The 24,846-nt window shown below is 67.2% G+C and carries 20 protein-coding genes; 5 read left to right on the forward strand and 15 right to left on the reverse strand.

Annotated features, from left to right (window positions below; translation table 11 throughout):
* Positions 1-22: 22 nt before the first annotated feature.
* Together dapD and AC1RT8_RS08800 are read right to left on the reverse strand one after the other, a co-directional pair.
* Positions 23-847: a 2,3,4,5-tetrahydropyridine-2,6-dicarboxylate N-succinyltransferase gene (gene dapD / locus AC1RT8_RS08795; RefSeq protein ID WP_493075231.1), complete on the reverse strand. Its 825-nt coding sequence runs from the start codon at positions 845-847 to the stop codon at positions 23-25.
* Positions 847-1,509 (reverse strand): pyrimidine 5'-nucleotidase, encoded by a 663-nt coding sequence (locus AC1RT8_RS08800; RefSeq protein WP_493075232.1) that lies wholly within the window; start codon positions 1,507-1,509, stop codon positions 847-849. Before AC1RT8_RS08800 ends, dapD begins: the two co-directional genes overlap by 1 nt.
* Before the next feature lie 123 nt (positions 1,510-1,632).
* Here AC1RT8_RS08800 and AC1RT8_RS08805 point away from each other — a divergent pair, with 123 nt between their 5' ends.
* On the forward strand, positions 1,633-3,984 hold the full coding sequence (locus AC1RT8_RS08805; protein ID WP_493075233.1) for a S8 family peptidase: 2,352 nt from the start codon (positions 1,633-1,635) through the stop codon (positions 3,982-3,984).
* Here the strand turns inward: AC1RT8_RS08805 and AC1RT8_RS08810 are convergent.
* A complete protein-coding gene (locus tag AC1RT8_RS08810) occupies positions 3,981-4,217 on the reverse strand; it encodes a hypothetical protein (RefSeq protein ID WP_493075234.1) in 237 nt (78 codons plus the stop codon). The two genes, AC1RT8_RS08805 and AC1RT8_RS08810, sit on opposite strands and share 4 nt — an antisense overlap.
* Positions 4,218-4,297: 80 nt before the next feature.
* Between AC1RT8_RS08810 and AC1RT8_RS08815 the strand changes: the two genes are divergently transcribed.
* Both AC1RT8_RS08815 and AC1RT8_RS08820 read left to right on the forward strand, forming a co-directional pair.
* Complete coding sequence (locus tag AC1RT8_RS08815; protein ID WP_493075235.1) at positions 4,298-4,885, forward strand: TetR/AcrR family transcriptional regulator; 588 nt, start codon at positions 4,298-4,300, stop codon at positions 4,883-4,885.
* Positions 4,886-4,985: 100 nt separating this feature from the next.
* Complete coding sequence (locus AC1RT8_RS08820) at positions 4,986-5,984, forward strand: LLM class flavin-dependent oxidoreductase (RefSeq protein ID WP_493075236.1); 999 nt, start codon at positions 4,986-4,988, stop codon at positions 5,982-5,984.
* Positions 5,985-6,011: 27 nt separating this feature from the next.
* Here AC1RT8_RS08820 and AC1RT8_RS08825 read toward each other — a convergent pair whose 3' ends face one another.
* From AC1RT8_RS08825 to AC1RT8_RS08835, 3 genes are all read right to left on the reverse strand, one after another.
* A complete protein-coding gene (locus AC1RT8_RS08825) occupies positions 6,012-7,319 on the reverse strand; it encodes a sensor histidine kinase (RefSeq protein ID WP_493075575.1) in 1,308 nt (435 codons plus the stop codon).
* A 146-nt stretch (positions 7,320-7,465) separates the two neighbouring features.
* Complete coding sequence (locus AC1RT8_RS08830; protein ID WP_272625383.1) at positions 7,466-8,131, reverse strand: response regulator transcription factor; 666 nt, start codon at positions 8,129-8,131, stop codon at positions 7,466-7,468.
* Positions 8,132-8,165: 34 nt separating this feature from the next.
* Positions 8,166-8,465 (reverse strand): PepSY domain-containing protein, encoded by a 300-nt coding sequence (locus AC1RT8_RS08835; RefSeq protein ID WP_493075238.1) that lies wholly within the window; start codon positions 8,463-8,465, stop codon positions 8,166-8,168.
* A gap of 118 nt (positions 8,466-8,583) precedes the next feature.
* On the opposite strand from AC1RT8_RS08835, the gene AC1RT8_RS08840 reads away from it, so the two are divergent.
* Both AC1RT8_RS08840 and AC1RT8_RS08845 read left to right on the forward strand, forming a co-directional pair.
* Complete coding sequence (locus AC1RT8_RS08840) at positions 8,584-10,365, forward strand: ABC-F family ATP-binding cassette domain-containing protein (protein WP_493075239.1); 1,782 nt, start codon at positions 8,584-8,586, stop codon at positions 10,363-10,365.
* 116 nt (positions 10,366-10,481) lie between these two features.
* Complete coding sequence (locus AC1RT8_RS08845) at positions 10,482-11,396, forward strand: DUF3829 domain-containing protein (protein WP_493075240.1); 915 nt, start codon at positions 10,482-10,484, stop codon at positions 11,394-11,396.
* 1 nt (position 11,397) lies between these two features.
* Here AC1RT8_RS08845 and AC1RT8_RS08850 read toward each other — a convergent pair whose 3' ends face one another.
* From AC1RT8_RS08850 to AC1RT8_RS08890, 9 genes are all read right to left on the reverse strand, one after another.
* Positions 11,398-13,908 (reverse strand): Hsp70 family protein, encoded by a 2,511-nt coding sequence (locus AC1RT8_RS08850; RefSeq protein WP_493075241.1) that lies wholly within the window; start codon positions 13,906-13,908, stop codon positions 11,398-11,400.
* Positions 13,909-14,241 carry a hypothetical protein gene (locus AC1RT8_RS08855; protein ID WP_493075242.1) on the reverse strand — a complete coding sequence of 111 codons (333 nt, stop codon included), beginning with the start codon at positions 14,239-14,241 and terminating at the stop codon, positions 13,909-13,911. It lies immediately after the preceding gene.
* A complete protein-coding gene (locus AC1RT8_RS08860; protein WP_493075243.1) occupies positions 14,238-15,704 on the reverse strand; it encodes a hypothetical protein in 1,467 nt (488 codons plus the stop codon). The genes AC1RT8_RS08855 and AC1RT8_RS08860 overlap by 4 nt, the downstream gene beginning before the upstream one ends.
* A 100-nt stretch (positions 15,705-15,804) precedes the next feature.
* Positions 15,805-16,761: a sensor histidine kinase gene (locus tag AC1RT8_RS08865; protein WP_493075244.1), complete on the reverse strand. Its 957-nt coding sequence runs from the start codon at positions 16,759-16,761 to the stop codon at positions 15,805-15,807.
* Positions 16,762-16,889: 128 nt separating this feature from the next.
* Complete coding sequence (locus AC1RT8_RS08870) at positions 16,890-17,702, reverse strand: ATP-binding protein (RefSeq protein ID WP_493075245.1); 813 nt, start codon at positions 17,700-17,702, stop codon at positions 16,890-16,892.
* 116 nt (positions 17,703-17,818) lie between these two features.
* Positions 17,819-19,993 carry a tetratricopeptide repeat protein gene (locus AC1RT8_RS08875; protein ID WP_493075246.1) on the reverse strand — a complete coding sequence of 725 codons (2,175 nt, stop codon included), beginning with the start codon at positions 19,991-19,993 and terminating at the stop codon, positions 17,819-17,821.
* Positions 19,977-21,341 (reverse strand): PEP-CTERM-box response regulator transcription factor, encoded by a 1,365-nt coding sequence (prsR, locus tag AC1RT8_RS08880; RefSeq protein ID WP_493075247.1) that lies wholly within the window; start codon positions 21,339-21,341, stop codon positions 19,977-19,979. The genes AC1RT8_RS08875 and prsR overlap by 17 nt, the downstream gene beginning before the upstream one ends.
* Complete coding sequence (prsK, locus tag AC1RT8_RS08885) at positions 21,338-23,398, reverse strand: XrtA/PEP-CTERM system histidine kinase PrsK (protein ID WP_493075248.1); 2,061 nt, start codon at positions 23,396-23,398, stop codon at positions 21,338-21,340. The genes prsR and prsK overlap by 4 nt, the downstream gene beginning before the upstream one ends.
* Before the next feature lie 4 nt (positions 23,399-23,402).
* Positions 23,403-24,791: a TIGR03013 family XrtA/PEP-CTERM system glycosyltransferase gene (locus AC1RT8_RS08890; protein WP_493075249.1), complete on the reverse strand. Its 1,389-nt coding sequence runs from the start codon at positions 24,789-24,791 to the stop codon at positions 23,403-23,405.
* Between the last annotated feature and the right edge of the window lie 55 nt (positions 24,792-24,846).

A 24,846-nucleotide genomic window follows, 5' to 3' on the forward strand; every position in this document is an offset into this window, starting at 1 on the left:
CCGTTCGCGGGAGGGGAGGATATCAATCCCTGAGCAGTTCGTTGATGCTGGTCTTCGACCTGGTCTGCGCGTCGACGCGCTTGACGATCACCGCGCAGTAGAGCGCCGGCTTGCCGTCTCCGCCGCCCAGGCTGCCGGGGACGACCACCGCATAAGGCGGCACCTCGCCGCGGAACACTTCGCCGGTCGCCCGGTCGACTATCTTGGTCGAGGCGCCGAGATAGACGCCCATCGACAGTACCGCGCCCTCGCCGACGCGCACGCCCTCGGCGACTTCGGCCCGCGCGCCGATGAACGCGCCGTCGCCGATGATCACGGGATCGGCCTGGAGCGGCTCGAGCACGCCGCCGATGCCGGCGCCGCCCGAGAGATGGACGTTCTTACCGATCTGCGCGCAACTGCCGACCGTGGCCCAGGCATCGACCATCGTGCCTTCGCCGACATAGGCGCCGATATTGACGAAGCTCGGCATCAGGATCGCGCCCTTGGCGATGAAGGCGCCGCGCCGCGCAACGGCGCCGGGGACGACGCGGATGCCTGCCGCGCGGAACTCGGCCTCGCCCCAGCCGGTGAACTTCGAGGGGACCTTGTCGAACGCCGGCGCACCGGCCGAGCCGCCATCGACCAGTGCGTTGTCGTTGAGGCGGAACGACAGGAGTACGGCCTTTTTGAGCCACTGGTTGACGCGCCAGCCGCCATTGCCGTCGGGCTCGGCGACGCGGGCCGCGCCGGAATCGAGCAGGCCGAGTGCGGTCTCGACCGCGTCACGCACCGCGCCGGTGGTGGCGGTGCTGATCCCGTCGCGCGCATCCCATGCCGCCTCGATCGTGCCCTGCAAGTCGCTCATCATGCCTCCAATATGTCTTCCAGCCAGTGCCGGATATCGTGTGTCGTGAAATCGATATAGCTGCGGTCCATGTCGGACGCCTGTTCGGAGCCGTTGTCGACCCACACCGTCGTCATGCCGATCGCCTTGGCGGGTTTCAGGTTGCGCGCCATGTCCTCGACGAACAGGCTTTCCACGGGATCCAGGCCGAACGCGGCGCACAGGCCGGCATAGGCCGATTCCTGCGGCTTGGGTTTCAGCTCCATCGCATGGATGTCGTGCACCGCCTCGAAGGTCGCGCCGAGACCGAGCCGGTCGAGCACCCGATCGGCATAGGGCGTGTCGGCGTTGGTGAAGACGATCTTGCGCCCCGGCAGCTTCGCGATCGCCGCGGCGAGGGGCAGATTCTCCTCGAGCACGTCCATCTCGATATCGTGGACGAAAGCGAGGAACTGGTGCGGGTCGACGTGATGTTCGGCCATCAGCCCGGCGAGCGTAGTGCCGTGGCCGAGGAAATAGCCCTTCTGGATGCGGCGCGCCTCGACCAGGTCGCAGCCGAAACGTTCGGCGATATAGGCGCCCATCTTGCGGTCGATCTGATCGAACAGCCGGGCGCTCGCCGGGTACAGCGTGTTGTCGAGATCGAAAATCCAGTTGCGGATGGGTTCGAGACGCGCGAGCATGGCGCCGGGCTCTAGGCGCGCACCGCGCCGGGGGCAAGGCGGGTGCGGGGGCATGGCGTTAGGCGCCGGTAAAGCAACGACAACTAGTATAGCCGCGCTCTCTTCTGAACGGTGGGAACCGGCATGACGTGCGTGATCAGGCCGCAGCTCCTGCGCTCGGCCGCCCTTGCCTGTCTGTTCGCGACGGCGGCGTGCGGCGGTGGGGGAGGTGGCGGCGGCGGGGGTATCGGCAACACGCCGACCCCGACTCCCGGTCCGACCCCGACGCCGGTTCCCGCACCGACCCCGGCGCCCACACCGACTCCCTCCAGCAACGATACGGGCGAATATCGCGCGACGATCGGCGCCGTCTCGGCGAACGCGCTGGCAGCCTATGATCGGGCCGCCACGGGTGCGGGCATCACAGTGGGCGTGATCGACAGCGGCATCGACCTGCAGAGCGAGGAATTCGGCAACCGGATCAACCCCAACTCCACCTCGACCGCCGGCAACGGTACGGTCGATGACGAGGGCGGGCACGGCACCGCGGTGTCCTTCACCATTGCGGGGCGGCGTAACGGGGCTGGCACGCACGGCATCGCGTTCGATGCGTCGCTGATCGTAGCGCGCGCCGACACGCCGGGTAGCTGCGCCGATACCTCGGATGATGGCGGGTGCTCGTTCAACGACAATGCGATTGCCCAGGGCCTCGACCTGGCACGGACCAACGGCGCGCGTGTCGTCAACATCTCGCTTGGCGGGGATGCGCCGAACAATGCCGTGATCCAGGCGATCAACCGCGCCACCGCCGCGGGAATCGTGATCGTGATCTCGGCGGGCAATGATTTCGACGAGCATCCCGATCTCGCCGTCAACCCCGATCCCTTTGCGCAGGTCGCCAATCTGCCCGATGCGCATGGGCTGGTGATCATCGCCGGATCGGTCGGCGCCAATGATTCGCGCGCGGTCGGTGCGGACGCCATTTCCGCCTTCAGCAACCGGGCCGGCAACAGCATCGCGCATTATCTGGCCGCGGTCGGCGAGTGGGTGCGGGCACCGGATCAGACCGGCACGTCGTTCCTCTGGTCCGGCACGTCCTTTTCCGCGCCGCAGATCGCGGGCGCGGTGGCGCTTCTCGCCCAGGCCTTTCCCAACCTGACGGGTGCGCAGATCGTCGATATCCTGTACCAGTCGGCACGCGATGCCGGGGCCGCCGGCGACGATGCGGTGTATGGTCAGGGTGTGCTCGACCTCACCCGCGCTTTCTCCCCGATCGGCACGAGTTCCGTCGCGGGGACGCATTCGGCCGCCTCGTTCAACGTCAATGCGACGCTCTCGGCACCGATGGGCGATGCGCGGCAGGGCGAACTGGGCGCCGTGATCCTCGACGGCTATAGCCGCGCCTTCGCGATCGATCTTGCCCGGACGATCGACCGCAGCGGTCCGCCGCGCGCCTTGGGCGGTGCGCTGCAATCGCGGCAGCGCAATTTTTCCGCGGGGCTGAACGACGACATGACCGTGGCGCTCACCGTCGCGCCGGTGCGGGGTGGCGTTGACGTCTCCCGCACCGCGCTCAGCGGCGGCCAGGCCGAACAGCCACGGGCGATCGCCGGGATCGTGATGAAGCGCCTGGGGTCCGACGCGAGCATTGCCTTCGGTTTCGCCGAGGGCGGCTCGACGCTGACCGCGCGGCTCGCCGGCCGGGCGGACCCGGCGTTCCTGGTCGCGCGCGATCCGGTGCAGGGGCAGGGCTTCGACAGCAGCATCAAGGGGTCAAGCGCGATCCGCCAGCAATTCGGGATGATTGGCCTGACCGCGGCGGTCGAGAGCGGCGACGTGCTGACCCGCGATGCCGATCAGATGCCGGCCCTGTGGAGCCGCTATTTCCGCTACGGCTATGATCGCGCCTCGATCGCGGTCGATCGCCAGTTCGGTGGCCTGAATGTCGGCCTGACCGGCACGCGGCTCGCGGAATATGATACGGTGCTCGGGGCGCGTTTCGGCAATGCTTTGGGCGGCACCCGCGGGACGAGCTGGTTCCTCGACGTGGCGGCGCGCTGGGACATGGGCAGCGGCTGGTCGATGGGCGGGTCGTTGCGCCAGGGCTGGACCCTGGCCGATGTGCGCGGCGGGCTGGCCGGCCGCGGCATGATCCGCACCAACGCCTTTGCCGGCGATATCGGCAAGAACGGCCTATTCGGCCGCTCGGACAGTTTCGGCCTGCGCCTCGCGCAACCGCTCCGCGTGGCGAGCGGCGGGATCGATCTCAGGCTGCCGACCTATTATGACTACGATCTGCTCGCCGTGACTCAGTGGACGACCCAGCGGCTCAACCTCGCGCCGACCGGCCGGGAGATCGACATGGAGGCTCGCTATGCCCTGCCGGTCTGGGGCGGGGCGTTGCAGACCAACATCTTCTGGCGGAAGGACCCGGGCAATTTCGCGGCGCTGCCGGACGATGCGGGCGCCGCCCTGCGCTATTCGGTCGCGTTCTAGGCTGGAATAGCCGTTTGGGTGATGCGTTCATGCGCGTCGGTCAGATGGAAGCCATACGCGTCGATATCGTCGAGGCAGCTATTCACATCGACCCCGGCATGTGGTTCGTCCCGATGCATGTCGAGCGACTTGAACGCCGTCCATGGGGCGTAGCGCGACGGCAGGTTGGCGCCAGCGGGGTCGGTGGTGAAGCCGAACACCCGTCCGGGCCCTCGGAAAGTGTGAATCAGCATGGCGCTTCTCCTGGGCTCTCAATCGTGCCATCGCTTGACACTGTGTAAAGTCGCATTGGCTTTGTCCTGAGGTTTACACCATGTCAAGTTCTCCGCCGACGACGCGAACGCGCATCCTCCAGGCCACGCTTGCGTTGATCCGGCGGGGCGATACGCCGCTGACGATGAGTCGGATTGCGAAGGAGGCAGGACTTTCGCGTCAGGGGCTCTATCTGACCTTTGCCGACCGGGCAGACCTGTTCATTGCCGTGCTGCGCTATGTCGACGGGCAGCGCGGCATCGTTCAGGAGCAAGTGAAAATTCGCGCCGCGCCCAGCGGAGTCGACGGATTGCTGGCGATCATCGATCGCCAGGCCCGGTGGAATCCCGACTACAAGCCGCTGGCCGACGCTTTCGAGCTTCTGCGCCGGCAGGATCCAGCTGCGCAGCAGGCCTGGCAGGATCGGCAGGACGACCGGCTGGCAGGGTGTCGTGCCGTAGTCGCCCGGATCGATGCTGAAGGGCGGCTTCGACCCGATCTCGATCCAGCGCTCGCGGCCGACCTTGTCTGGACGGTGACATCGATCGAGACCTGGGACGATCTTGTCGCGAAGCGGGGATGGTCGGCGGCGGACTATCGTACATGGGCGGCGGAACTGCTGCTTTCCGCGCTGACCGTGCGTCCGTGAAGCGCAGAAAAGCATTATGCGCGGTGCCGATAGCATTGCTTGTGGTCGTAGCTGACCGGAGGGCTTCCACCGGCGCGCCGCGCACCCCATCTTGCGCAGCATGACAGCCTATTCCTTGCTCGATCTTGTTCCCGTCACTGAAGGCGGCGGCGTTTCCCGATCCCTCGCCAATGCCGCCGATCTCGCCCGGCACGCCGAAAGTCTCGGTTTCAGTCGCTATTGGGTGGCCGAGCATCACGGCATGACCGGCATTGCCAGTGCCGCGACCGCGGTGGTGATCGCGCATGTCGCGGCGGCGACCAGGAGTATCCGGGTCGGGGCGGGGGGCATCATGCTACCCAACCACGCGCCGCTGGTGATCGCGGAGCAGTTCGGGACGCTCGACGCACTGTTTCCGGGGCGGATCGATCTGGGCCTTGGTCGCGCGCCGGGATCGGATCAGATCGTCGCGCGGGCACTCCGCCGCACGCTGGAAAGCGATCCCAACGGTTTCCCGCGCGATGTGGTCGAGCTGCAGAGTTATTTTGCCGATGACGGCCAGACCGGCATCCGCGCGACGCCGGGTGTGGGCGCCGATGTGGCGTTGTGGATATTGGGGTCCAGCACGTTCGGCGCGCAGCTCGCGGCGATGCTGGGGTTGCCCTATGCCTTTGCCTCGCATTTCGCGCCGGACGCGCTGGACCAGGCGATCGCGATCTATCGGCGCGATTTCCGGCCCTCGAAGGTGCTGGCCAGGCCGCATCTGATGGCCGGGTTCAACGTGTTTGCCGCGGATAGCGATGAAGAGGCGGAATTGCTGTCGAGTTCGCAGCAACAGGCGTTCGTGGCGTTGCGCACAGGCAATCCGGGGCTGCTCAAGCCGCCGGTGCCGGGCTATCGCGCGACGCTCGGGCCGCAGGGCGAGCGGATCCTCGATCATGTGCTGCAATGTTCGGCGGTGGGGAGTCCGGGGACAGTGGCGCGCGGGATCGCGGCGTTCGTGGAGCGGACTGGCGTGGACGAGCTGATGATCGCGAGTTCGATCTACGATCATGAGGCGCGCAAGCGGAGCCTGTCGATCACCGCCGAGGTGATGCGGGAATTGAAGGTAGCTGCTTAATCCTTCCCGAACTCGCTCGGGGAGGAATTAATTGGCCGCCGGCAATCTCAGGCGCACCATCAGCCCACCGAGATCCTCGCTTTCCTCGAGCGACACCGTGCCCTCGTAAATCTCCGCCACGTCCCGCACGATCGCCAGCCCCAGGCCAGTCCCCGGCTTGCCCGTATCCAGCCGCACGCCGCGGTCGAAGATGCGGATGCGTTCCTCGTCGGGAATGCCGACGCCGTCATCCTCGATCAGGAACTCCACGAAGCCCGCCTGTGCGCCGACGGTGACGAACACGCTGCCGCCACCATATTTCGCGGCATTCTCGATCAGATTGCCGAGCATCTCATCGAGATCCTGGCGCTCGACATGGACCTGCAGGTCCTTCGGGCCGGTCACGTCGATGCGGACATGGCGGTAGAGCCGCCCCACCGCCCGCTCGACCGATTCGAGGCTGGGCCAGACGTCCGCGCGGCTGTGCGCCGAACCCCGCCGGCCGACAGCGCGGGCGCGGGCAAGGTGGTGGTCGACCTGGCGGCGCATCGTCCGCGCCTCGCGCACCACCGTCTCGCCGAGATCGTCGGCCTGGGCGGTGGCGGCGTTCATGATTACGGTCAGCGGCGTCTTGAGCGCATGGGCGAGGTTGCCCGCGTGGCGGCGCGCCTCCTCGGCCTGCTTCTCGTTATGTTCGATCAGCGCGTTCAGCTCCTCGACCAACGGCGCGACCTCATTGGGCATGGCGCGTTCGACCTGACGCGACTTGCCCGCACGCATCCGCGCGATCTCCTCGCGCACGCGGCGGAGCGGCCAGAGGCCGTAAAAGGTCTGGAGCGCGGCCATCACGATCAGGCCGAGTGCAAGCGGCAGGAAGCTGCGGATCAAGGTCCGGCGCAGCACGCTGATCTGCGCGTCGAGCCCGTCGCGGCTCTGCGCCACCTGGAAGCGCCAGCGGATCGGCGACCCCGGCAGCTTCACGTCGCGTTCGAGGATGCGCAGCTTCTCTTCGCCGAACTGCGCGCTGTCATAGGCGTGGACGGCCATGTCGCTATGGTCGCTGCCAAAGGTCATCCGCCGGTCCCAGAGCGAGCGCGACGAGAAGGGCTCGCGGCCCTTGGCGCTGACCTGCCAGTACAGGCCCGAATAGGGTTCGAGGAAACGCTGGTCGGCAGGCTCGCGGTTGAACACCACCTCGCCGTCCGGTCCGATCTCCGACGAGACGATAAGGGCGGTCAGCACATATTCGAGCTGGTCGTCGAAATTGCGCGTGACGGCCGCCGCCAGCACGCGGTCGAGCGCGAAGCCGCCGCCGGTGAGCAGCAGCAGGATCCACCCGGCCGCAATGAAGATCATCCGCCGGCTGAGCGAGCCGGTGGTCTTCTGCTTGGGGTAGACGGTCGGGGCCGGACGCTGTTCCTCGACCGGTTTCGCGGGCGTGACCGGGGTTGCGGCCGCGGACACAGCCTCGCCGTCAGCCACTGGACGTCACGGGCGTTCGATCACGCATCCGGATCCTCGAGGCTGTAGCCTAGCCCCCGGATGGTGGTGATCACGTCCTGGCCCAACTTCTTGCGGATGCGGGTGACGAACACCTCGATCGTGTTCGAATCGCGGTCGAAATCCTGGTCGTAGATATGCTCGATCAGTTCGGTGCGGCTGACCACCTTGCCCTTGTGGTGGAGCAGATAGCTGAGCAGCTTGTATTCCTGCGCGGTCAGCTTGACCGGCTCGCCTGCCAGGGTGACCTTGCCCGAGCGGGTGTCGAGGCGGACATCGCCCGCGGTCAGTTCCGACGAGGCATTGCCCGAGGCGCGGCGGATCAGCGCGCGCAGGCGGGCGATCAGCTCCTCGGACTGGAAAGGCTTGGCGACATAATCGTCGGCGCCGGCATCGAGGCCGGCGACCTTGTCCGACCAGCTGTCGCGCGCGGTGAGCACCAGGACGGGCGCGGTGCGGCCTTCCTTGCGCCAGCGGTCGAGCACGGTCAGCCCGTCGATCTCGGGCAGGCCTAGATCGAGCACGATCGCGTCGTAATTCTCGGTGGAGCCGAGGAAATGGCCTTCCTCACCGTCGGTGGCGAGATCGATGGCATAGCCCGCGCCTTCCAGCGTGTTCTTCAGTTGCTGGCCCAGGCTGGGCTCGTCCTCGACGATCAGAACGCGCATAGGTTTATCCCTTCAGACGGCGCCTTGGTGGCGCTCAATTACCGTCCTGGCCGATGACCTTGCCCGAACGGGCATCGACATACACCCAGATGACAGTTCCCTTACGCACGAACTTGAGCGTGTAAATACTCGTTGCCGGATCGAGCTCGACGCCGAGATATTGCGAGCCGGCCATCCGCGGCAGTACGCGCGCCTCGATCTCGCGCAACGGCATGATGCGGCCCTTGCGCAGCTGATCGAACGCTTCCTGCTGGTCGCGCTTCTGGATGGGTTCCGCAGGGGCGGAAACCGGGCCAAGCGCAGCGAAGGCGGATAACGCAAGTGGTACGAGCATCTTCATTGCGTCTCGCATAGGGAGCCGGGCTTGAACAGCCTGTGAATGCTTCGGTCAGGCAAGCGCAACTTCCTGGGGCAACTTGCCGGGGCGGGCGCGTCGCCCTAACGGAGCCCGCATGGCAGCCCCAATCCTCGCATATGAAAATCTCGGCATCATCCAGGGATCGGGGTGGCTGTTTCGCGGCCTCGATATCCACGTGCAACCGCGCGACCGGCTTGCGCTGATCGGGCGCAACGGTGCGGGCAAAACGACCTTGCTCAAACTGATCGCGGGCAAGATCGAGGCGGATGAGGGCCGTCGGACGATCGTGCCGGGTACGCGCGTGATCCTGCTCGAGCAGGAACCCGATCTCACCGGCTTCCCCACGCTCAGCGATTATGTGCTGTCGGGCGACGACGCGCCGGCGCGACACGAAGCAGAGGCGATCGCCGACCAGCTCGGAATCGATCTAACGCGCGAATCCGCTAGCGCCTCGGGCGGCGAGCGGCGGCGGGCAGCGATCGTCCGTGCGCTGTCGCAGGACCCCGACGTGCTGCTGCTCGACGAGCCGACCAACCATCTCGATATCGTTGCGATCGACTGGCTCGAGGATTGGCTGTCGCGCTTCCGCGGCGCCTTCATCGTGATCAGCCATGACCGCACCTTCCTCACCCGGCTCACGAAGCAGACTCTGTGGCTCGATCGCGGAACGGTGCGGCGCGCCGAGATCGGCTTTGGCGGGTTCGAGGCGTGGACGGAGACCGTCTTCGCCGAGGAGCAGCGCAACGCCGAGCGGCTCGACGCCAAGCTCAAGATCGAGGAGCATTGGCTGCTGCGCGGCGTGACCGGCCGGCGCAAGCGCAACCAGGGGCGGCTCGCGAAGCTGAAGGACATGCGCGCCGAACGCGCCTCGATGATGGGACCGCAGGGCACTGCGAACCTGACCATCGGCACCGATGACGCGCGCACCAAGGTGGTGATCGACGTAAAGGGCGTGTCCAAGAGTTTCGGAGATCGTCCGATCATTAAGGACCTGACCCTGCGCATTACGCGTGGCGACCGGATCGGCATCGTCGGCGCGAACGGCGCGGGCAAATCGACCCTGCTCAAGTTGCTGACCGGCGAGCTTGCGCCCGACGTGGGGCATATCCGGCTTGCCAAGACGCTCGACGCGATCGTCATCGACCAGCAGCGCAGCCTGATGGCGCCCGACAAGACGGTGCGCGAGGTGCTGGCAGATGGCGGCGACTGGATCGAGGTCCAGGGCGTGAAGAAGCATGTCATCGGCTACCTCAAGGAGTTCCTGTTCGAGCCCGGGCTGGTCGATGCGATGATCGGCACGCTGTCGGGCGGCGAGCGATCACGGCTGTTGCTGGCGCGGGAATTCGCACGTCCCTCCAACCTGCTCGTGCTGGATGAGCCGACCAACGATCTCGACCTTGAGACGCTCGATCTGCTGCAGGAGGTGATCAGCGATTATGACGGCACCGTCCTGATCGTCAGCCATGACCGCGACTTCCTCGACCGCACGGTGACGATCACCTTGGGGCTCGACGGGTCGGGCACGGTCGATGTCGTCGCCGGCGGCTATGAGGATTGGGAAAAGCGCCGCAAGCTGCGCGTGTCGGGCGGCAAGCGCCCCAATCCGCGCAAGGCGGAACCGACCGCGCCGCCGCCGGCCAAGGTCAAGCTGACCTATAAGGACCAGCGCGATTACGAATTGCTGCCGAAGCGGATCGAGGAGCTGGACAAGGCGATCGCGCGCGACGAGGCTGCGCTGGCCGACCCCGATCTCTACGCGAAGGACCCCGCCGCGTTCGACCGGCTGATGAAGGCGATCGACAAGGCTCGCGCGGAGAAGGACACGGCCGAGATGCGCTGGCTCGAGCTGGCGGAGATGGCTGAGGGGCTGGGCTGAGCGTCGACCGGTTCGTCAGGTGGCGGATTCGCGCCCGTCCGGAGCGGATCGAAAATGCGTTTCGTGCATTACGCCCCTGGAACGAAACAGGGGTCGATTGCATGCAGGCAGGGATGGTGCGCCGGGGCTTGGCCCTGGCCGGATTGCTCGTTCTGGGGGCGTGCGGCCCCACCGGTGGGGCCGGCAATGAAGCGACGGCGGTTGCCGCCGACAGCTCGCCCGCCGCTGCGGCGAAGATCGGCGCTTATACCGATGCCTATAATGCCCTGCTTGACACGTACGGCCTGCCCGTGACCGTCCAGGCCTATAAGGAGGCGAAGATCGCGAGCCGGTCGCCTGCCGACGACATCTCGATCAGCCAGGGCTGGATAGAAAATGCCGAGGGCAAGCTGAAGGCCGCTCGCGCCTTGCCGGGCAGCCTGGGCGCGCTCGACACCGCCGCGGCGAAACTGGACGATGCGCTGACGAAGGTGCTGGCGCGGCTCGAACCGCTCTATGCCTATTACAATGCCAAGAGCTATCGCCAGGACGGGCTCGAACGCGGCAAGCGCGAAGACGCGCAGATGATCGCGGAATTCGATGCCGCCATTGCGGCCCTGGATGATTTCAACACCGCGCTGCTGAATCAGCGCCACGCTCGCGTGGAGAGCGAGCTTGCAGCGCTCAAACAACGGGGCGACACGCTCGGTTATACCAACAAGCTGGCGATGCAGCAGGCGGAGGATCTGGTCGGCCTGTTCAAGAAGCCCGCCGATCTGAACGATCCGGCGGTGCTGGGCAAAGCCGATACGCTGGCTGCCTCGATCGAGGCGCTGCTGTCCGAACAGCAAAAATCCATCGCGGCCGCCAGGACAAAGGCGGCCGAGCCGGTGGAGAAGAGCAGGATCGGGATGTACGGCGTCGTTGTCGATCTGCTCGGATCGATGGTCGGGCAATATCGTCAGCTGAAGCAGTCGCACAGCGCGAGCGACATGCAATCTACTGTCGATGCCTATAACCGGGCCGTCAGCGCGGCGAACGGGATTCCTTGAGCTAGCGCCGGAGCCCCGCCAGCGCCGCTGCATCGCCCGCCCGGCCGCTGGTGCTGGACAGGATCGAATAGATCTCACCAATGACGTTGCGCAGGTCCGAGAAGCTGCGCGCGGCAATGGCCGCTTCGCCGCGTACCACCAGCGCATCGAACCGGCCGGCATCGAGCGCCGCGTGCCGTTGTTCGCGGCGCAGATAGGTGAACTGGTCGATCAGGAAATCGGGCTGTTCGGTGAGCACGCGGTGGAGGATCGCGGTCATCGCCTCGATCGCGCGCTCGGCGACCTTGAACTGGCCGTCGTCGAGAGCGCGCTGCGCGGTCGCATAATGCTGCTGGACCTGCGCATGGGCCGATTCGCTCATCGAGGCGGTGAGCTGGCGGGCGAGGCGCTCGGTCTGGGCGAGGTCGCTGGCGAGCACCGCGGCGCGCAGATCGGGGCGGTGGCGCAGACGGGAGATTTCCTGGCGGATCAGCCGCGCTTCTTCGGTGATCGAGCGATAGCCATCGGCTTCGTCGACGGTGCGGAGCCGGTCGAACTGCTGATCGAGGCGTCGGCGCAGCATCGCAATCTCCGGCTGGCAATGCGCGCGCAGCGTGTCGGAGATCGCGTCGAAGCTGCGGTCGACCGCGGTCAGCGCGTCGGTCGCGAAGGCCCGGCCGTTGGTTCCGAAATCGATCCGCGCCAGATCGTCGACATAAAAGCTGTGGTCGCGCAGATGCAGGCCCTGTTCGGGGATTTCGACCGAGCAGCGGATCAGCTGGCTGTCGTCGATCTGCCAGTGCACCACCACCTGGTCGCCCGGCATCAGCGGCGCGACATGCGGGGGCAGGTCCTCACCGCTCAGCCGGAAGGAGCCGATCAGCAGGTTTGCCTCGGGTTCGAGCACGCCCTCGGCCTGTTCGTAGAGCTCGATATCGATCCAGTCGGTCGCGCCGGGTGCCAGCTTGCGCGCCGAGCGCAGCGCCTTCACGCCCTTTTGCGGCAGCATCTCCCCCTTGCGGACGATCGGTTCGAGGATGTTGATCGAGCGGACCCCGTCTCCGTCCTCGACCTTCACGGCGATGGTGCTGGTGCAGGGTGCGCCCGCCGCGACCGCGGAGATGCGGGTGACGATGAGGTCGGTACAGGCATCCTCGATCCGGACGCCTTCCGCATCGACGACCGTCATGGTCACCTTCGTCTCGCCGGCGCCGAGCTGAACGGTGAAGATCGGCCCTTCGGCAACCAACCGCTCGCCATAGTCGCGGCCGTCGCTGGCGGTAGCGGTGACGCGCAGGCCCGCGGCGTCGCCGACGGCGGTGACCCGGATGCGCGCCCGATCCTTCGCGGTCCGCGCCTCGAAATCATAGGAGACGCGGGTGCCGGCATCCTGCTGCACGCGGCTCTTCTTGCTGACGGTCTCGCCGTCCGACCATTGGCGGCTTTCGGCATAGACCGCGGCACCGCGCGCGACCGCGGTCATCGGATCGATGTCGAGATCGGTCTCGATGCCGAGTTCAAGCGGCACGCGGCGGCGGACGATCGGCATGCGCGAGGGGCCGCCGATCAGCACGACCTTGCTGATATCCTCGGGCGTATAGCCATTGTCGGCGATCACCTTGCGGCACAGCTCGATCGAGCGATCGACCTTTTCGGAGACCAGTTCTTCCAGCGCGTCGCGGGTGAGCACTGTCTCGATATAGATCGGCCGGCCGGCCAGGTCGGTTGCCCCCACCTCGCGCTCCGACACGAAGATCATCGCCTCTTTCGAAGTCGACAGCTCAATCTTGGCCTGTTCGGCATTGGACAAGGCGAGCGCGATCAGGCGGCGGAATTCGGGGCGCTCCTGCGTATCCTCGGGCAGCTGGAATTCGGCCTTGAGCCAGGGACGGACGACCGAATCGACGATCATGCGGTCGAAGTCGCTGCCGCCGAGCATGTTGATGCCCTCATGCGCTTCGATCGAGACCGAGCCGTCGATCGCGCGGACCAGCGCTACGTCGAAGGTGCCGCCGCCCAGATCATAGACCAGGAACAGGCCGGTGCGGGATTCGGGGCGTTCGAGACAGGCTAGTGCTGCCGCGACGGGTTCCTGCAGCAGGCCGACCTGGCCAAGCTCGGCGGCAAGCGCGGCGCGGATCGTCGCTTCGGACTGCATCTGGTTGAAGGCTGCGGGTACGGTGACCACCGCGCCCTGGATCTCCGTGTCACCGATGCCGGCGCGAACCTGCTTGAGCAGCTGGCGCAGCACTTCGGTGCTTGCCTCTTCCGGCGTAATCGTGTCGCCCTCATTGCCGAAGGGCAGGGTGGTGCTCGTGCCGAGCAGGCGCTTGAAGCGCGCGGCGATGCCTTCGGGCGCGATGCGTAGCTGGTCATAGGCGCGCTTGCCGACATAGCGGCCGCCATTGCGGTCGCGCATCACCACCGAGGCGAGCACGTCCTCGCCGCTGACGGCCTTGAACAGTTCGAGCGTGCCGCCGCGATTGCCGACGATCGCCGAGTTTGAAGTGCCGAGATCGATTCCGAGATACATTCAGGCGTTCCTCAACAAGACTTTCCCGGCGACGATCGGTGACGAGGGTCCCATGATGGTCGGCTCGATCGTCGTGTCGACGACCGCGTCGGCATCGACGTCCTCGGGATTGATCGGGCTGGCGGGCAAGGCGGGCGACCAGGGTTCGCCGTCGAAGGTGACGAGGCGCATCGATTGCCGGTCGAGGATCGATTCCAGCTTGCGCCGGGCGAAACGCAGCGTCGCCTCTCCGCTCTGCACCCGGGCCTCGGGCGCGAAAGCGAGCTCGCGTTCGAGCGCGAGGCAGAGCTTCCAGTAATTGACCGCAAGCTCGGCCAGCGCGCCCTCGCTCATCGGGGCGTCCTGGGCGGCGGCTGGAGGAAACGTACATCGTCGCGCAGCTTCACCAGCACTTCCTGGGGCGGGACCTGCTCGATCATCCAGCCCATCAGGATCAGCGCGGTGTCGCGATAGCCATATTCGTTGTTCAGAGTGATCCCGAGGTCGCGCAGCACCCACCAGGGTCCGGCGACCTGCGGGGTGGTCGACTTGCAGGATTCCTCGAACGCGTAGATCAGTTCGCCGATCAGCCCCGGCGCGTCGGGGGCGATCACGGCGCGCGGCAGGTGCCGCGCGAATTCCCGGTGATGCTTGCGGACCATGTCACAGGTACTGCGCAGCCGCTCGAACAGCGCGTTGGAGATCAGCACCGGCATCTCGTTCTCGATGACCTGCTTCAGGTTCGGCACCTGGGCGAAGCAGGTGACGAGGGCGCGGGCGAGGCGAAGCGCGATCTCGAACTGCTTGAAGTCATTGGCCAGGTCGACCGCGAGTTCGCGGATGCGTTTGAGGATCGCGGCCGAGGACGGGTCGTCGAGCCCGCGCGCCGCCTCCAATATCTGGATCGGGCGGCGGAGCTGCGACCACATGTCGAGCGAGGAGAGCAGGGTGGTCGCGATCCCCTGGTCGAAAGGCCGTTCGCGCAGCCGGTCGACATAGGTCGAGATGCGTTCGCTGAGCTGCTCGAGCCGGCGGTCGATATTGGCCGCATGCGCCGCGGCGACTTTCTCCAGGAACACCGTGCCGCGCCCATCGCTGGTGGCGGCGGAACGGAGCATCGCGCTGGTCAGCGCAGTGCGGCCATCCTGCGAGTCCGCGAAGCAGGGCGCGAGCGTTGCCGCGATCTCGCCAAGCCGGTCCTCGACCGCCCGGTCCCATTGCTCCGGATCGATCGGCTTGAACCCGGCGCGGAGCCGCGCCTCGTCGATCCGGTCGAGCGTGGTGTCGGCATTCCATAGCTGCGCGTCGCCGAGCACGGCGAGCGTTGCGTGGAGGTCGCTTGGCCGGGCAGCGGCGAGTGTCGTGCTGAGGTTCAAGCGGGCCAGGCCGTACGCCGAATCCCGCCCATCGGCGATCGTGACGATGTCGCCTGCGACGATCGCCGCACGAGCCTTCGCCTGAGCTTCGGTCGAGCATTCGGGAAGCCAGCCAAGTTCCTGGCCGAGCCGGTCGCGCGCCGAGAGCAGGCGCGCGCGCGCCGCATCGAGCCGCGCTGGATCCTGCCCGGGTTCGAACGACAGATCGTCGAACGCCTGGCTGATGCGCTCGCTCGTCGCGTCGAGCGCGATGCCAAGGATGGCGAAGGCGTTTTCCGCCAGCGCGATCATGCCGTCGGCGGTCTGGTGGCCGGCGGTATCGTCTTCCGGTGCCTGCTGCCGCGCGACGATACGGCGCAACCGGTCGGCCGTTTCCGGCGTCTCGACGGGGGGCTCGACTTCGGATTCGGCGACGGGGGGCCGCCTGCTCAGCCAACTCACGGTGCGCACTCCCGAACGATCCGGCGCGCGCGAAACGCGACGATGCCGATAGAGAGAATGCCGGGGACGGGTAAATATTCGCTTTAGGAAGGGAGCGTTTTCAGGCCTCCAGCCGCATCACCACCCGCGTGCCGCTGTCGTGGCTCTCGGTGCTGAGCGTCCCGCCGGCTTGGCGGGCGAACGCTTCGACCAGCCGGCCACCCAGGCCGTTGCCCTTTTCGGGCAAAGCGGCGTCCTTCGGCATGCCGACGCCGTCGTCGGCGATGGTCACGCGCCAGCCGCCCTTGGCCCGGTTGCGCAGGGTGACGGTGATCGTACCGAGATCGCGCCCGGGAAAGGCGTGCTTGGCGGCGTTGGTGACGAGTTCGTTGACGACCAGCCCGATCGAGACGGCGCGATCGCGCGGCACCGCCGCCTGGTCGCTGTCGCAGGACAAGGTGATGCCGCCCTGGAGGAACAGGGATTCGGCGAGCGCGGCGCAGAGATCGGTCAGATAGTCCCTGATCTCGACGGTGCCTGGCTGGCCGGTGCCGCGATATAGGTGGCGGTGCGCGCGGGCGATGCTGTCGACGCGCATCTGCGCCGTTTCCAGCGCTGCCACCGTTGCCGGCTCGCTCGCCCGGCGCTTCTGCAGGTCGAGCAGGCCGGCGACGATCGCGAAATTATTCTTCATCCGATGGTCGAACTCGGCGAGGAACAGGTCGCGATCGGCGATCTCGCGGTCGCGATCCTGCGTGGCGTGCTGCGCGGTGCGGCGGAACAGCTCGGCGATGGCGATGGTCATGATCGCGGTGACGATGACGATGCCGACGGAGAAAGCGCCCGCGCTGTTGACGAATTTGAACGAGCGCTCGATCGGGTAGAGGAAATACCAGATATAGACGATCATGATCGTCGCGGTCAGCGCGCCGGCAAAGGCGCGGGCGAACAGGGTCGCAAGCATGATCGCCGGGTAGATGAGCGCGAACGGCGCCGCGCCACCCGCGGCCATGTCGAAGATCAGCCGCAGAATCCGCGCCCCGACCACGATCAGGAAGGTGACGCCGAGCTGTGTCACCCAGACGGGTATCGCCGGCGATAATCTTTCACATAGATCAAAGGCACCGACGCGGGACATGGGCCAAGTCAGCCAGCTCGCGCGTCCAAGTCAAGCGGCGTTACGACAAAGATGAGCCAGATCAATGACTATCTGAGAGGTCTTCCGTTCCGACCGGCCAGATCGGTAATATAGTGCCAGGCGACCCGGCCCGAACGGCTGCCGCGCCGTGTCGCCCAGCCGATCGCCTCGACCGGATCGAAGGGCAGGCCATAGGCGTCGGTATAGCCCTTCACGATCGCGATATAGGAATCCTGGTCGATCACATGGAAGCCGAGGCTGAGCCCGAACCGGTCGGCAAGCGCGAGCTGGTCGTCGACCGCATCGCGCGGATTGATCGCGCTTTCCTGTTCGGCGATGTCGCGCGGGATCAGGTGGCGGCGGTTCGAGGTGACGATCAGCCGGGCATTGGCGGGCCGCGCCTCGGCGCCGCCCTGAAGCATCGAGCGGAGCGCGCGCGCATCGCCCGCCGCGTCGAAGCCGAGATCGTCGATGAACAGCACGAAGGACCGCGGCAGCGGCGCGATGGCCGCGAACAGCGCGGGCAAGCTATCGAGCCGGGTCGTCACCACCTCGATCAGCGCCAGGTTGCCGCCCAAGGCCTGGAGGTGGGCGACCGCGCTCTTCACCAGCGCCGACTTGCCGGTGCCGCGCGCGCCCCACAACAGCGTGTCATGCGCTGCGGCGCCTTTCGAGAGGCGGTCGAGATTGTCGACCAAAGCGTTCTTCTGGAGATCGATGTTCTGGAGCTGGTCCAGCGGTAGCCCGGCAAAGTCGCGTGCCGCGATCAGCGTCTCGACGCGCCAGACATAGGCCGGGTGCGCCAGCGGATCGGCTGCCGGCGGGGGCGGCGGCGCCAGGCGTTCGAGCGCGTCGGCGATGCGGATCAGAGGGTCGGTCATCAAGGCTCCAGCGTCACCCTGAACTCGTTTCAGGGTCCAGGCGCGGCCATCGACCGCGCGCGTGACGCCTATGATCGCGCATGGATGCTGAAACAAGTTCAGCATGACGGAGAAGTTCAGCCGTTGAGCGTCCTCAGCACCGCCTGGGCCGCATCCCGGTCCTGGAAGCTCGGGTCTGCCAGTGCCGCCTGGATCTGCTCCGCCGCCGCCGCCTTGCGACCGAGATCGGCATAGACCTGGCCAAGGTGCCAGCGCAGCACGGCATGGTCGGGCGCGATCGACACGGCCTTTTCGAGCAGTTGCAGCGCCGGGCCATTCTCGCCCGACTGATAGAGCGCCCAGCCATAGGCATCGGTCGCGGCGGGGTTCATCGGGGCGAGCCGGTAGGCGGCCTTGCCATAGACAAGCCCGGTCTGATCGTCTTCGTCGCCGAGATAGGCATAAGCCAGTTCAGCCAGCAGCGCGGCGTCGCGGTTGCCGACGCGCTGACGCAGGCCCTCCAGGGTCTCGATCGCCGAATCCCATTCCCCGCCGGCGATCTGCCAGTGCGCGGCGAGGCGCTGGCCGGCGATGTTCTGCGGGTTCTGCGACAGGAACAGCGCGAGCACATTGGCCGCGGCGGGCCGCTGGCCGGCGCGGTCGAGCGCGTCGACCGCGCGGAGCATGGTCGGTTCGTCGAAATGAATGTCGGCGGCGCGGCGATAGGCAGCGGCGGCATCGGCGTAGCGGCCCAGCACCATCAGCGTGTCACCGACCGCGAGATGCGCGGCAGGCGCGCCGGGGTTGTCGCGGGCGAGTGCCTGGGCCTGGACGAGTGCGTCGCCCGCATCGCCCGAATCGATCAGCCCACGCAGATAGCCGACCCGGCGCACGGGATCGTCGGGCGCCTCGTTCGCGGCGGCGGCGAGGATCGGCAGGCTGTCGTCGGTGCCGAACGGGGTCGATCCCTCGCGTGACGGCCAGGCGGCGCGGTCGAGGAACCTGCCCGACCAGTCGCGTTCGCCGGTGCGCTCGAAGGCGCGGGCGACGAGGCTGAGCGTATAGGTGTCGGCATCGCCGCGCAGCGCCACCGGGCGAAGCGCCTCGAGCGCACCCTTCGCGTCGCCCGATCGCAGCAGCGCAGCGCCGAGCAGGCGGCGCGCGGTGATGTTCATCGGCTGGCGGCCGACGACCTGGCGGAACTGCTCGATCGCCTGCTCGTAAGCACCGGCCTGATAGGCAAGGGTGCCGCCGAGCAGCAGGGCCCCGGGGATGTCGCCGAGCTGTCCCGCCGTCCGCTCCATCAAGGTACGGGCGAGATCGAAATTGCCGACGCGGGCGGCGAGCACCGCCTGGAGATAATAGGCCTGCGGGCTGCCAGGCCGCGCGGCGAGCGCCTTGCGCGTCGCGTCGAGCATGTCGCCATAGCGGCCAACATCGCCGAGCGTGCCGGCATATTCGATCAGCGCCGGGTGGAAATAGGCGTCATGCTTCAGCGCCTGCTCGAACCAGGGCAGGGCTGCGACCAGGCCGTATTGGCCGCGGACCAACTCGCCGCGCAAGGTCAGCGCTTCGATATTGTTGCGGTCGATGGCGAGGGCGCGAGTGGCGGCGTCGATCGCGCCGGCAATATCGCCGCTATTGTAACGCACCCGGCCAAGATCGGACCAGGCGGCGCTGTCGTCCGGCGCTGCGGCCAACACGGCGGAGAGCGTGCGTTGCGCGCCCGGCAGATCGCCCTGCGCCGCGAGCGCCCGGGCACTCACGCGTGCCGCATAGCCGGCATAAAGCGGTTTGGCCCTGGCCGCCTCGGCCAGGGCGCGCTTGGCGTCGCCCTGGAGCAGCCAGGCATGGGCATAGAGTTGGTGTGCGCGTTCGATGTCGAAGCCGACCACCCGAGCACGCCCCAGTTCGCCTTCCGCCGCGACGCCGTCGCCGAGCGCGAGGAAGATGCGGGCCATCACGGCATGGGCGAGGCCCCAGTCGGGATCGGCCTTGATCGCCGCCTGGGCATGGGCGCGGGCGGCGCTGATATTGCCGAGTTTGAGCAAGCCGAGGCTCTGGCCGAGTTCGACCCGGGCGCTGGTGGCATCGGTGCGCGCCGGGCGCGTCACCGCATAGGCGAAGGCCAGCGCGCACAGCAGGGCCGCGCCGCTCGCGACGATGAACACGCCCCAGCGCCGCGTGCGCCCGGCCCTGGTCCGGGAGCGCCGCCGCCGCCGCCCATTGGCGCGCGCGGGAAGGTCCGGTGCCGCGACGGGTTCGGCACGAACGGAAAAGCGGGTCGGCGATTGCTCAAGCATGGAGGTCATAGCTCTTCAGCAGGTCGTACAGCGTCGGACGGCTCACCCCGAGCAGCTTGGCGGTGTTCGAGATATTGCCCTCGGCCCGGGTCAGGGCGTGACGGATCGCCTTGCGATCGGCTGTCTCGCGCGCCGCGCGCAGGTTGAGCGGCAGGTCGTCGGCGCCCTCGGCGAGGTCGAGATCGGCGGCGGTGACCAGCTTGCCCTCGGCCATGATCACCGCGCGCTTCATGCGGTTCTCCAGCTCGCGGACATTGCCCGGCCAGCCCCAGGCATCGATCGCCGAGCGCGCGTCGGGCGACAGGCCGGTAACCGCGCTGTTCATCGACTTGGCATATTTCTTCAGGAAATGCCGTGCGAGCAGCCCGGCATCGCCGCTACGCTCCGCGAGCGACGGGATGCGCACGACGATCTCGGCGAGGCGATAATAAAGATCCTCGCGGAAGCGCCCTTCCGCGACCATCGTATCGATATCCTGGTGAGTCGCGCAGACGATGCGGGTGTCGACCGGGATGGCCTTGCGCCCGCCGATCCGCTCGATCACGCGCTCCTGCAGGAAACGCAGCAGCTTGACCTGGAGCGGCAGCGGCACGTCGCCGATCTCGTCGAGGAACAAGGTGCCACCATTGGCCTGCTCGATCTTGCCCTCGGTCGTCTTGACCGCGCCCGTGAACGCGCCCTTTTCGTGCCCGAACAGCTCGCTTTCCAGCAGCGTGTCGGGGATCGCCGCGCAATTGATCGCGACGAAGGCGCCGCGCGCGCGGGAACTCGCATCGTGCAGACCGCGGGCGAGCAGTTCCTTGCCGGTACCGCTCGCGCCGAGCAGCATCACCGACACATCGGCGCCGGCGACGCGTTCGATCGTGCGCGTCACCTTCAGCATCTCGGGTGAGGCCGTAATCATGCCGCCCAGCGCCGTCTCGCCGTCCTGGCGCTCGGCGAGGCGGCGATTCTCCGCCTCGAGCGCATGGACGTGGAAGGCGCGGGCGACGATCAGGCCGAGCGCGTCGATGTCGATCGGCTTGGCATAGAAATCCCAGGCGCCGTCGCCGATCGCCTTGAGCGCGCTTTCGCGGGCACCGTGGCCGGAAGCGACGATCACCTTGGTGTCGGGCTTGAGCGCCAGGATCGCCTCGAGCGTGGCGAAGCCTTCGGTCACGCCGTCGGGGTCTGGCGGCAAGCCGAGATCGAGCGTGACCACCGCCGGTTCCTCGGCGCGCAGCGCGTCGAGCGCCGAGGCGCGGTCGCTCGCGACGATCACCTCATAATCCTCATAGGCCCAGCGTAGCTGGCGCTGCAGCCCGAGATCGTCCTCGACGATCAGCAGCTTGGGTTTGGGGGTGCCGGTGCCGTTCATGCCGCTTTCCCGAACTGCATGTCGCGCGCGGCGGGCAGGGTGACGCGGAAGCGCGACCCTTCGCCCTCGCGGCTGGTGACCTCGAGCGTGCCGCCCATCGCCTGGGCGAGCTGGAGCGCTTCATAGGCGCCGATGCCGAAGCCGCCGGTCTTCGACGAGACAAAGGGTTTGAACAGTTTTTCGCGCAGGAAGGCAGGCGACATGCCGCAGCCTTTGTCGATCACGTCGATCTCCACTCGTGTGTCTTTTGCTCCAACCGCGATCGTCACGGGCTCGGCCGGGTTGCTTGCCTCGATCGCGTTCTGGACCAGATGGCCGAGCAACTGCTCGAGCCGGGCCGGGTCGGCAAGCGCTACCGCCTCGCCGCGCGAGACGGTGGCGATCGGGTGCAATGTGCGCCGCCGCGCCGCGACCCGCTCGACCAACGGCGCGACCTCGACCGCGCGCAGTTCCTCGGCGCGGCCGGAGTGATGCTGGGAGAGGCGGGCGAGCAGGTCGTTCATACGCCCGGCCGAATCCTGGAGGGTAGCGATCATATCGGCGCGGAATTCGGGATTGTCGGCATGCCGTTCGGCATTGCGCGCGGTCAGGGTGAGCTGGCTCACCAGATTCTTGATATCGTGCATGATGAAGGCGAAGCGGCGGTTGAACTCGTCGAAGCGCTGCGCATCCGACAGCGCCTCCTGAGCGCGTGCCTCGGCGAGATAGCTCGCCACCTGGCGGCCGGCGATGCGGAGCAGGTCGAAATCCTCCCAGTCGAGCGACCGGTCGACCGGCGGGCGGGCAAGCAGGATCGCGCCCTGTAGCCGGTCGAGATGGACCAGGGGCACCAGCGCCCAGGCGATGCTCTCGTCGGTCATCCACAAGGGCACGCTGGCGAGTTCGCCCGGCTCGGCGGTGTCCCCGCGCACCATGTCGAGTTCCACGATCCGGCCGGTGGTGGCGAGATAGGTCGCGAGCGCCTCGTCACCGCCGATCGGCGGCAGGCCGTCGCGCGCCCACTTCCAGTCGGCACCGATGCCAAGACCTGTCCCTTCGGGCACGAGCAGCAGCCCGGCGGGAGAGTCGGTGAGGTCGGCCACCGCCTTGACGATACGCTCGTCGAGCGGCGCTGCGCCTTCGCCGGGCTTGCCCAGGGTATCGGTGAAGCGGGTCCATTCGGCGCGATAATCATAGCGGTGACGGAAGAAATGCTTGGCGACCTTCACCTTCGCCCAGGCGCGGACCCAGGGCGAGGAGAGGATGGTGAGCACCGCGGCGGTCGACCCGAAGACGAAGGCGGTCTGCAGCACGCGGGCATTGTCGCCGCCGAACGCAGCGATCGCGCTGGTCGCGGCGAGCATGATCACCGCATAGAGCAAGGTGACGGCAAAGGTCAGCGTCTGCCACGCGACCGTCCGCGACAGCTGGAGCGTCCAGTCGCCGTTGCGGTGAACGGCGATGGCGAACACCGGCGCGGCCAGCACCATGACCGCGCCGCGGCCGGCGATCAACTCGCTCGGCGCGTTGCCGGTCAGATAGGTCGTCGCATAGAGCAGCAGATCCACGCCCCACATCGCCGCAAGGGCGATCACCACCAGCGAAATGCCGCCGCGCGCACGGGGGGCGACGGCCGAATAGAGATGGTTGACCAGGACCAGCGCACTGATCGCGACCATGGCGCGGAGCAGGGTCCGCACCGTGCCGAGCGCCGGCACCACGCCCGGGCCGATCGTCTCATCGGCGACCGCGAGGCCGGCCCCCATGATGACCAAAATGGCCACGACGCCGTAAATGATCGCGACCGCGCGCGCCTCGGGCCCGCCCCCGTCGCGGCGGACCAGCACGAACATGAAGCCGAGCCAGGCGATGTTGCGCGCGCTTTCGGCGATGCGGGTCACCAGGTCGGATGGCCCGATGCCCGCCACGGCCAGCGCCCAGAGCGCGGTGACGCCGAGCGCGACGACGAAGGTCAGACGGGGCAGGGCGGTCCCGGCATCGCGCAGCCGAGTCAGCGCGACGCCCGCGAAGAGCAGGGCGGCGAGCGCGTGGCTCCACAGGATGGCCGTCACCGGCATCGGATCAGCGTGCCCCCTCCGGCCAGAGCACGACGCGGATCGTTTGCAGCAGGATCAGCACGTCGAGGAAGGGCGAGTAGTTCTTGGCGTAATACAGGTCGTATTCCAGCTTCTGCCGGGCATCGTCGATCGAGGCGCCATAGGGATAGTTGATCTGCGCCCAGCCGGTGATGCCTGGCTTCACCATGTGGCGCTCGGCATAATAATTGAGCTGCTGCTCGAGGTCCTCGACGAACTGCGGACGCTCGGGCCGCGGGCCGACAAAGCTCATCTCGCCCTTCAGCACCGACCAGGTCTGGGGCAGTTCGTCGATGCGCAGCTTGCGGATGATTCGCCCAATCCGGGTGATGCGCGGATCGTCCTTCTCCGCCCATACCGCCTTGCCGTCGACCTCGGCATCCTGCCGCATCGAGCGCAATTTGATGACGTCGAAGCCGACACTGTACAGGCCGACGCGGCGCTGGCGGTAGAAAGCGGGCCCCTTGCTCTCCAGCTTGATCGCGATCGCGGTGACCAGGATCAGCGGCAGGGTCAGGGCCAGCAAAGCGAGGCTGGCGGTGATGTCGAACAGCCGCTTGAACATGCTCGACAGCATGCGGCCGGAGGAGAAGCCATCGGAGAAGATCAGCCAGCTCGGGTTGACGCTCTGCAGATCGACCCGGCCGGTTTCGCGTTCGAGGAAGGTCGAGATCTCGTTGACGTGAACGCCGGTGGTCTTGATGCGCAACAGGTCTTTGAGCGGGAGGGCGTTGCGGCGCTCCTCCAGCGCCAGCACCACTTCGCTGGCGTTGAGCAGCACGACATGGTCGGCAAGATTGTAGATCGCGTCGCGCGCGATCGCCTCGGGGATGACCCGGGCCGGCTCGCTCATCGAGACATAGCCGACCACGACGAAGCCGGCGCCGGGCGTGGCGGCGAGCGCCTTGAGCCGCGCGGCGCGGGCGCCCGCGCCGAGCACGACGACGCGGCGCTTGAACACCTGGCCGCCGAGCGTCTTGCCGAGCAGGATGCGCAGCGCGACCAGCAGGCCGATCGCGATGCCCATCGAATAGAGCAGGTTCGAGCGCCAGAAGGTGATCGAGGGTACCAGGAAGAAGATCACGCTGAGGAAGATCACGCCCAGAGAGATCGCGACGAGCAGCCGGGCGGCGGCAAAGCGCAGCGACTGGAGCGCACCGGCACCGTACACGCCGACCGCGATCATCGCGAGTTCGACCGAGGCGGCGAAGGTGACGAGCTGGGGAATGCGGTTCTCGATCGGATCGATCAGGCTGCCGATCTGATGGATGCGCAGCGAATAGCCAAGCTCCCCCGCGACGACCAGCAGGACGAGGTCGAACAGGCCGAGCAGCAGCACGGCGTTGGGAATATAGTGCTTGAACAGCCTGATCATCGTCGTTCCAGCCTCTACGACCCACGTGTAAACAAATCCGACACGCTGCACGGGC

The organism is Sphingomonas sp. GW821-FHT10F11 (assembly GCF_058809095.1).

Bases quoted from the DNA above. Each gene is read 5' to 3' on its own strand.
- AC1RT8_RS08830 (WP_272625383.1), bottom strand. From the start codon at position 8,131: ATGCGCGTTCTGATCGTCGAGGACGAGCCCAGCCTGGGCCAGCAACTG.
- AC1RT8_RS08820 (WP_493075236.1), top strand. From the start codon at position 4,986: ATGACAGCCTATTCCTTGCTCGATCTTGTTCCCGTCACTGAAGGCGGC.
- AC1RT8_RS08840 (WP_493075239.1), top strand. From the start codon at position 8,584: ATGGCAGCCCCAATCCTCGCATATGAAAATCTCGGCATCATCCAGGGA.
- AC1RT8_RS08825 (WP_493075575.1), bottom strand. From the start codon at position 7,319: ATGATCTTCATTGCGGCCGGGTGGATCCTGCTGCTGCTCACCGGCGGC.
- AC1RT8_RS08805 (WP_493075233.1), top strand. From the start codon at position 1,633: ATGACGTGCGTGATCAGGCCGCAGCTCCTGCGCTCGGCCGCCCTTGCC.
- dapD (WP_493075231.1), bottom strand. From the start codon at position 847: ATGAGCGACTTGCAGGGCACGATCGAGGCGGCATGGGATGCGCGCGAC.
- AC1RT8_RS08810 (WP_493075234.1), bottom strand. From the start codon at position 4,217: ATGCTGATTCACACTTTCCGAGGGCCCGGACGGGTGTTCGGCTTCACC.
- prsR (WP_493075247.1), bottom strand. From the start codon at position 21,341: ATGAACGGCACCGGCACCCCCAAACCCAAGCTGCTGATCGTCGAGGAC.
- AC1RT8_RS08890 (WP_493075249.1), bottom strand. From the start codon at position 24,791: ATGATCAGGCTGTTCAAGCACTATATTCCCAACGCCGTGCTGCTGCTC.
- AC1RT8_RS08800 (WP_493075232.1), bottom strand. From the start codon at position 1,509: ATGCTCGCGCGTCTCGAACCCATCCGCAACTGGATTTTCGATCTCGAC.
- AC1RT8_RS08870 (WP_493075245.1), bottom strand. From the start codon at position 17,702: ATGACCGACCCTCTGATCCGCATCGCCGACGCGCTCGAACGCCTGGCG.
- AC1RT8_RS08875 (WP_493075246.1), bottom strand. From the start codon at position 19,993: ATGACCTCCATGCTTGAGCAATCGCCGACCCGCTTTTCCGTTCGTGCC.
- AC1RT8_RS08815 (WP_493075235.1), top strand. From the start codon at position 4,298: ATGTCAAGTTCTCCGCCGACGACGCGAACGCGCATCCTCCAGGCCACG.
- AC1RT8_RS08850 (WP_493075241.1), bottom strand. From the start codon at position 13,908: ATGTATCTCGGAATCGATCTCGGCACTTCAAACTCGGCGATCGTCGGC.
- AC1RT8_RS08835 (WP_493075238.1), bottom strand. From the start codon at position 8,465: ATGCTCGTACCACTTGCGTTATCCGCCTTCGCTGCGCTTGGCCCGGTT.
- AC1RT8_RS08855 (WP_493075242.1), bottom strand. From the start codon at position 14,241: ATGAGCGAGGGCGCGCTGGCCGAGCTTGCGGTCAATTACTGGAAGCTC.
- prsK (WP_493075248.1), bottom strand. From the start codon at position 23,398: ATGCCGGTGACGGCCATCCTGTGGAGCCACGCGCTCGCCGCCCTGCTC.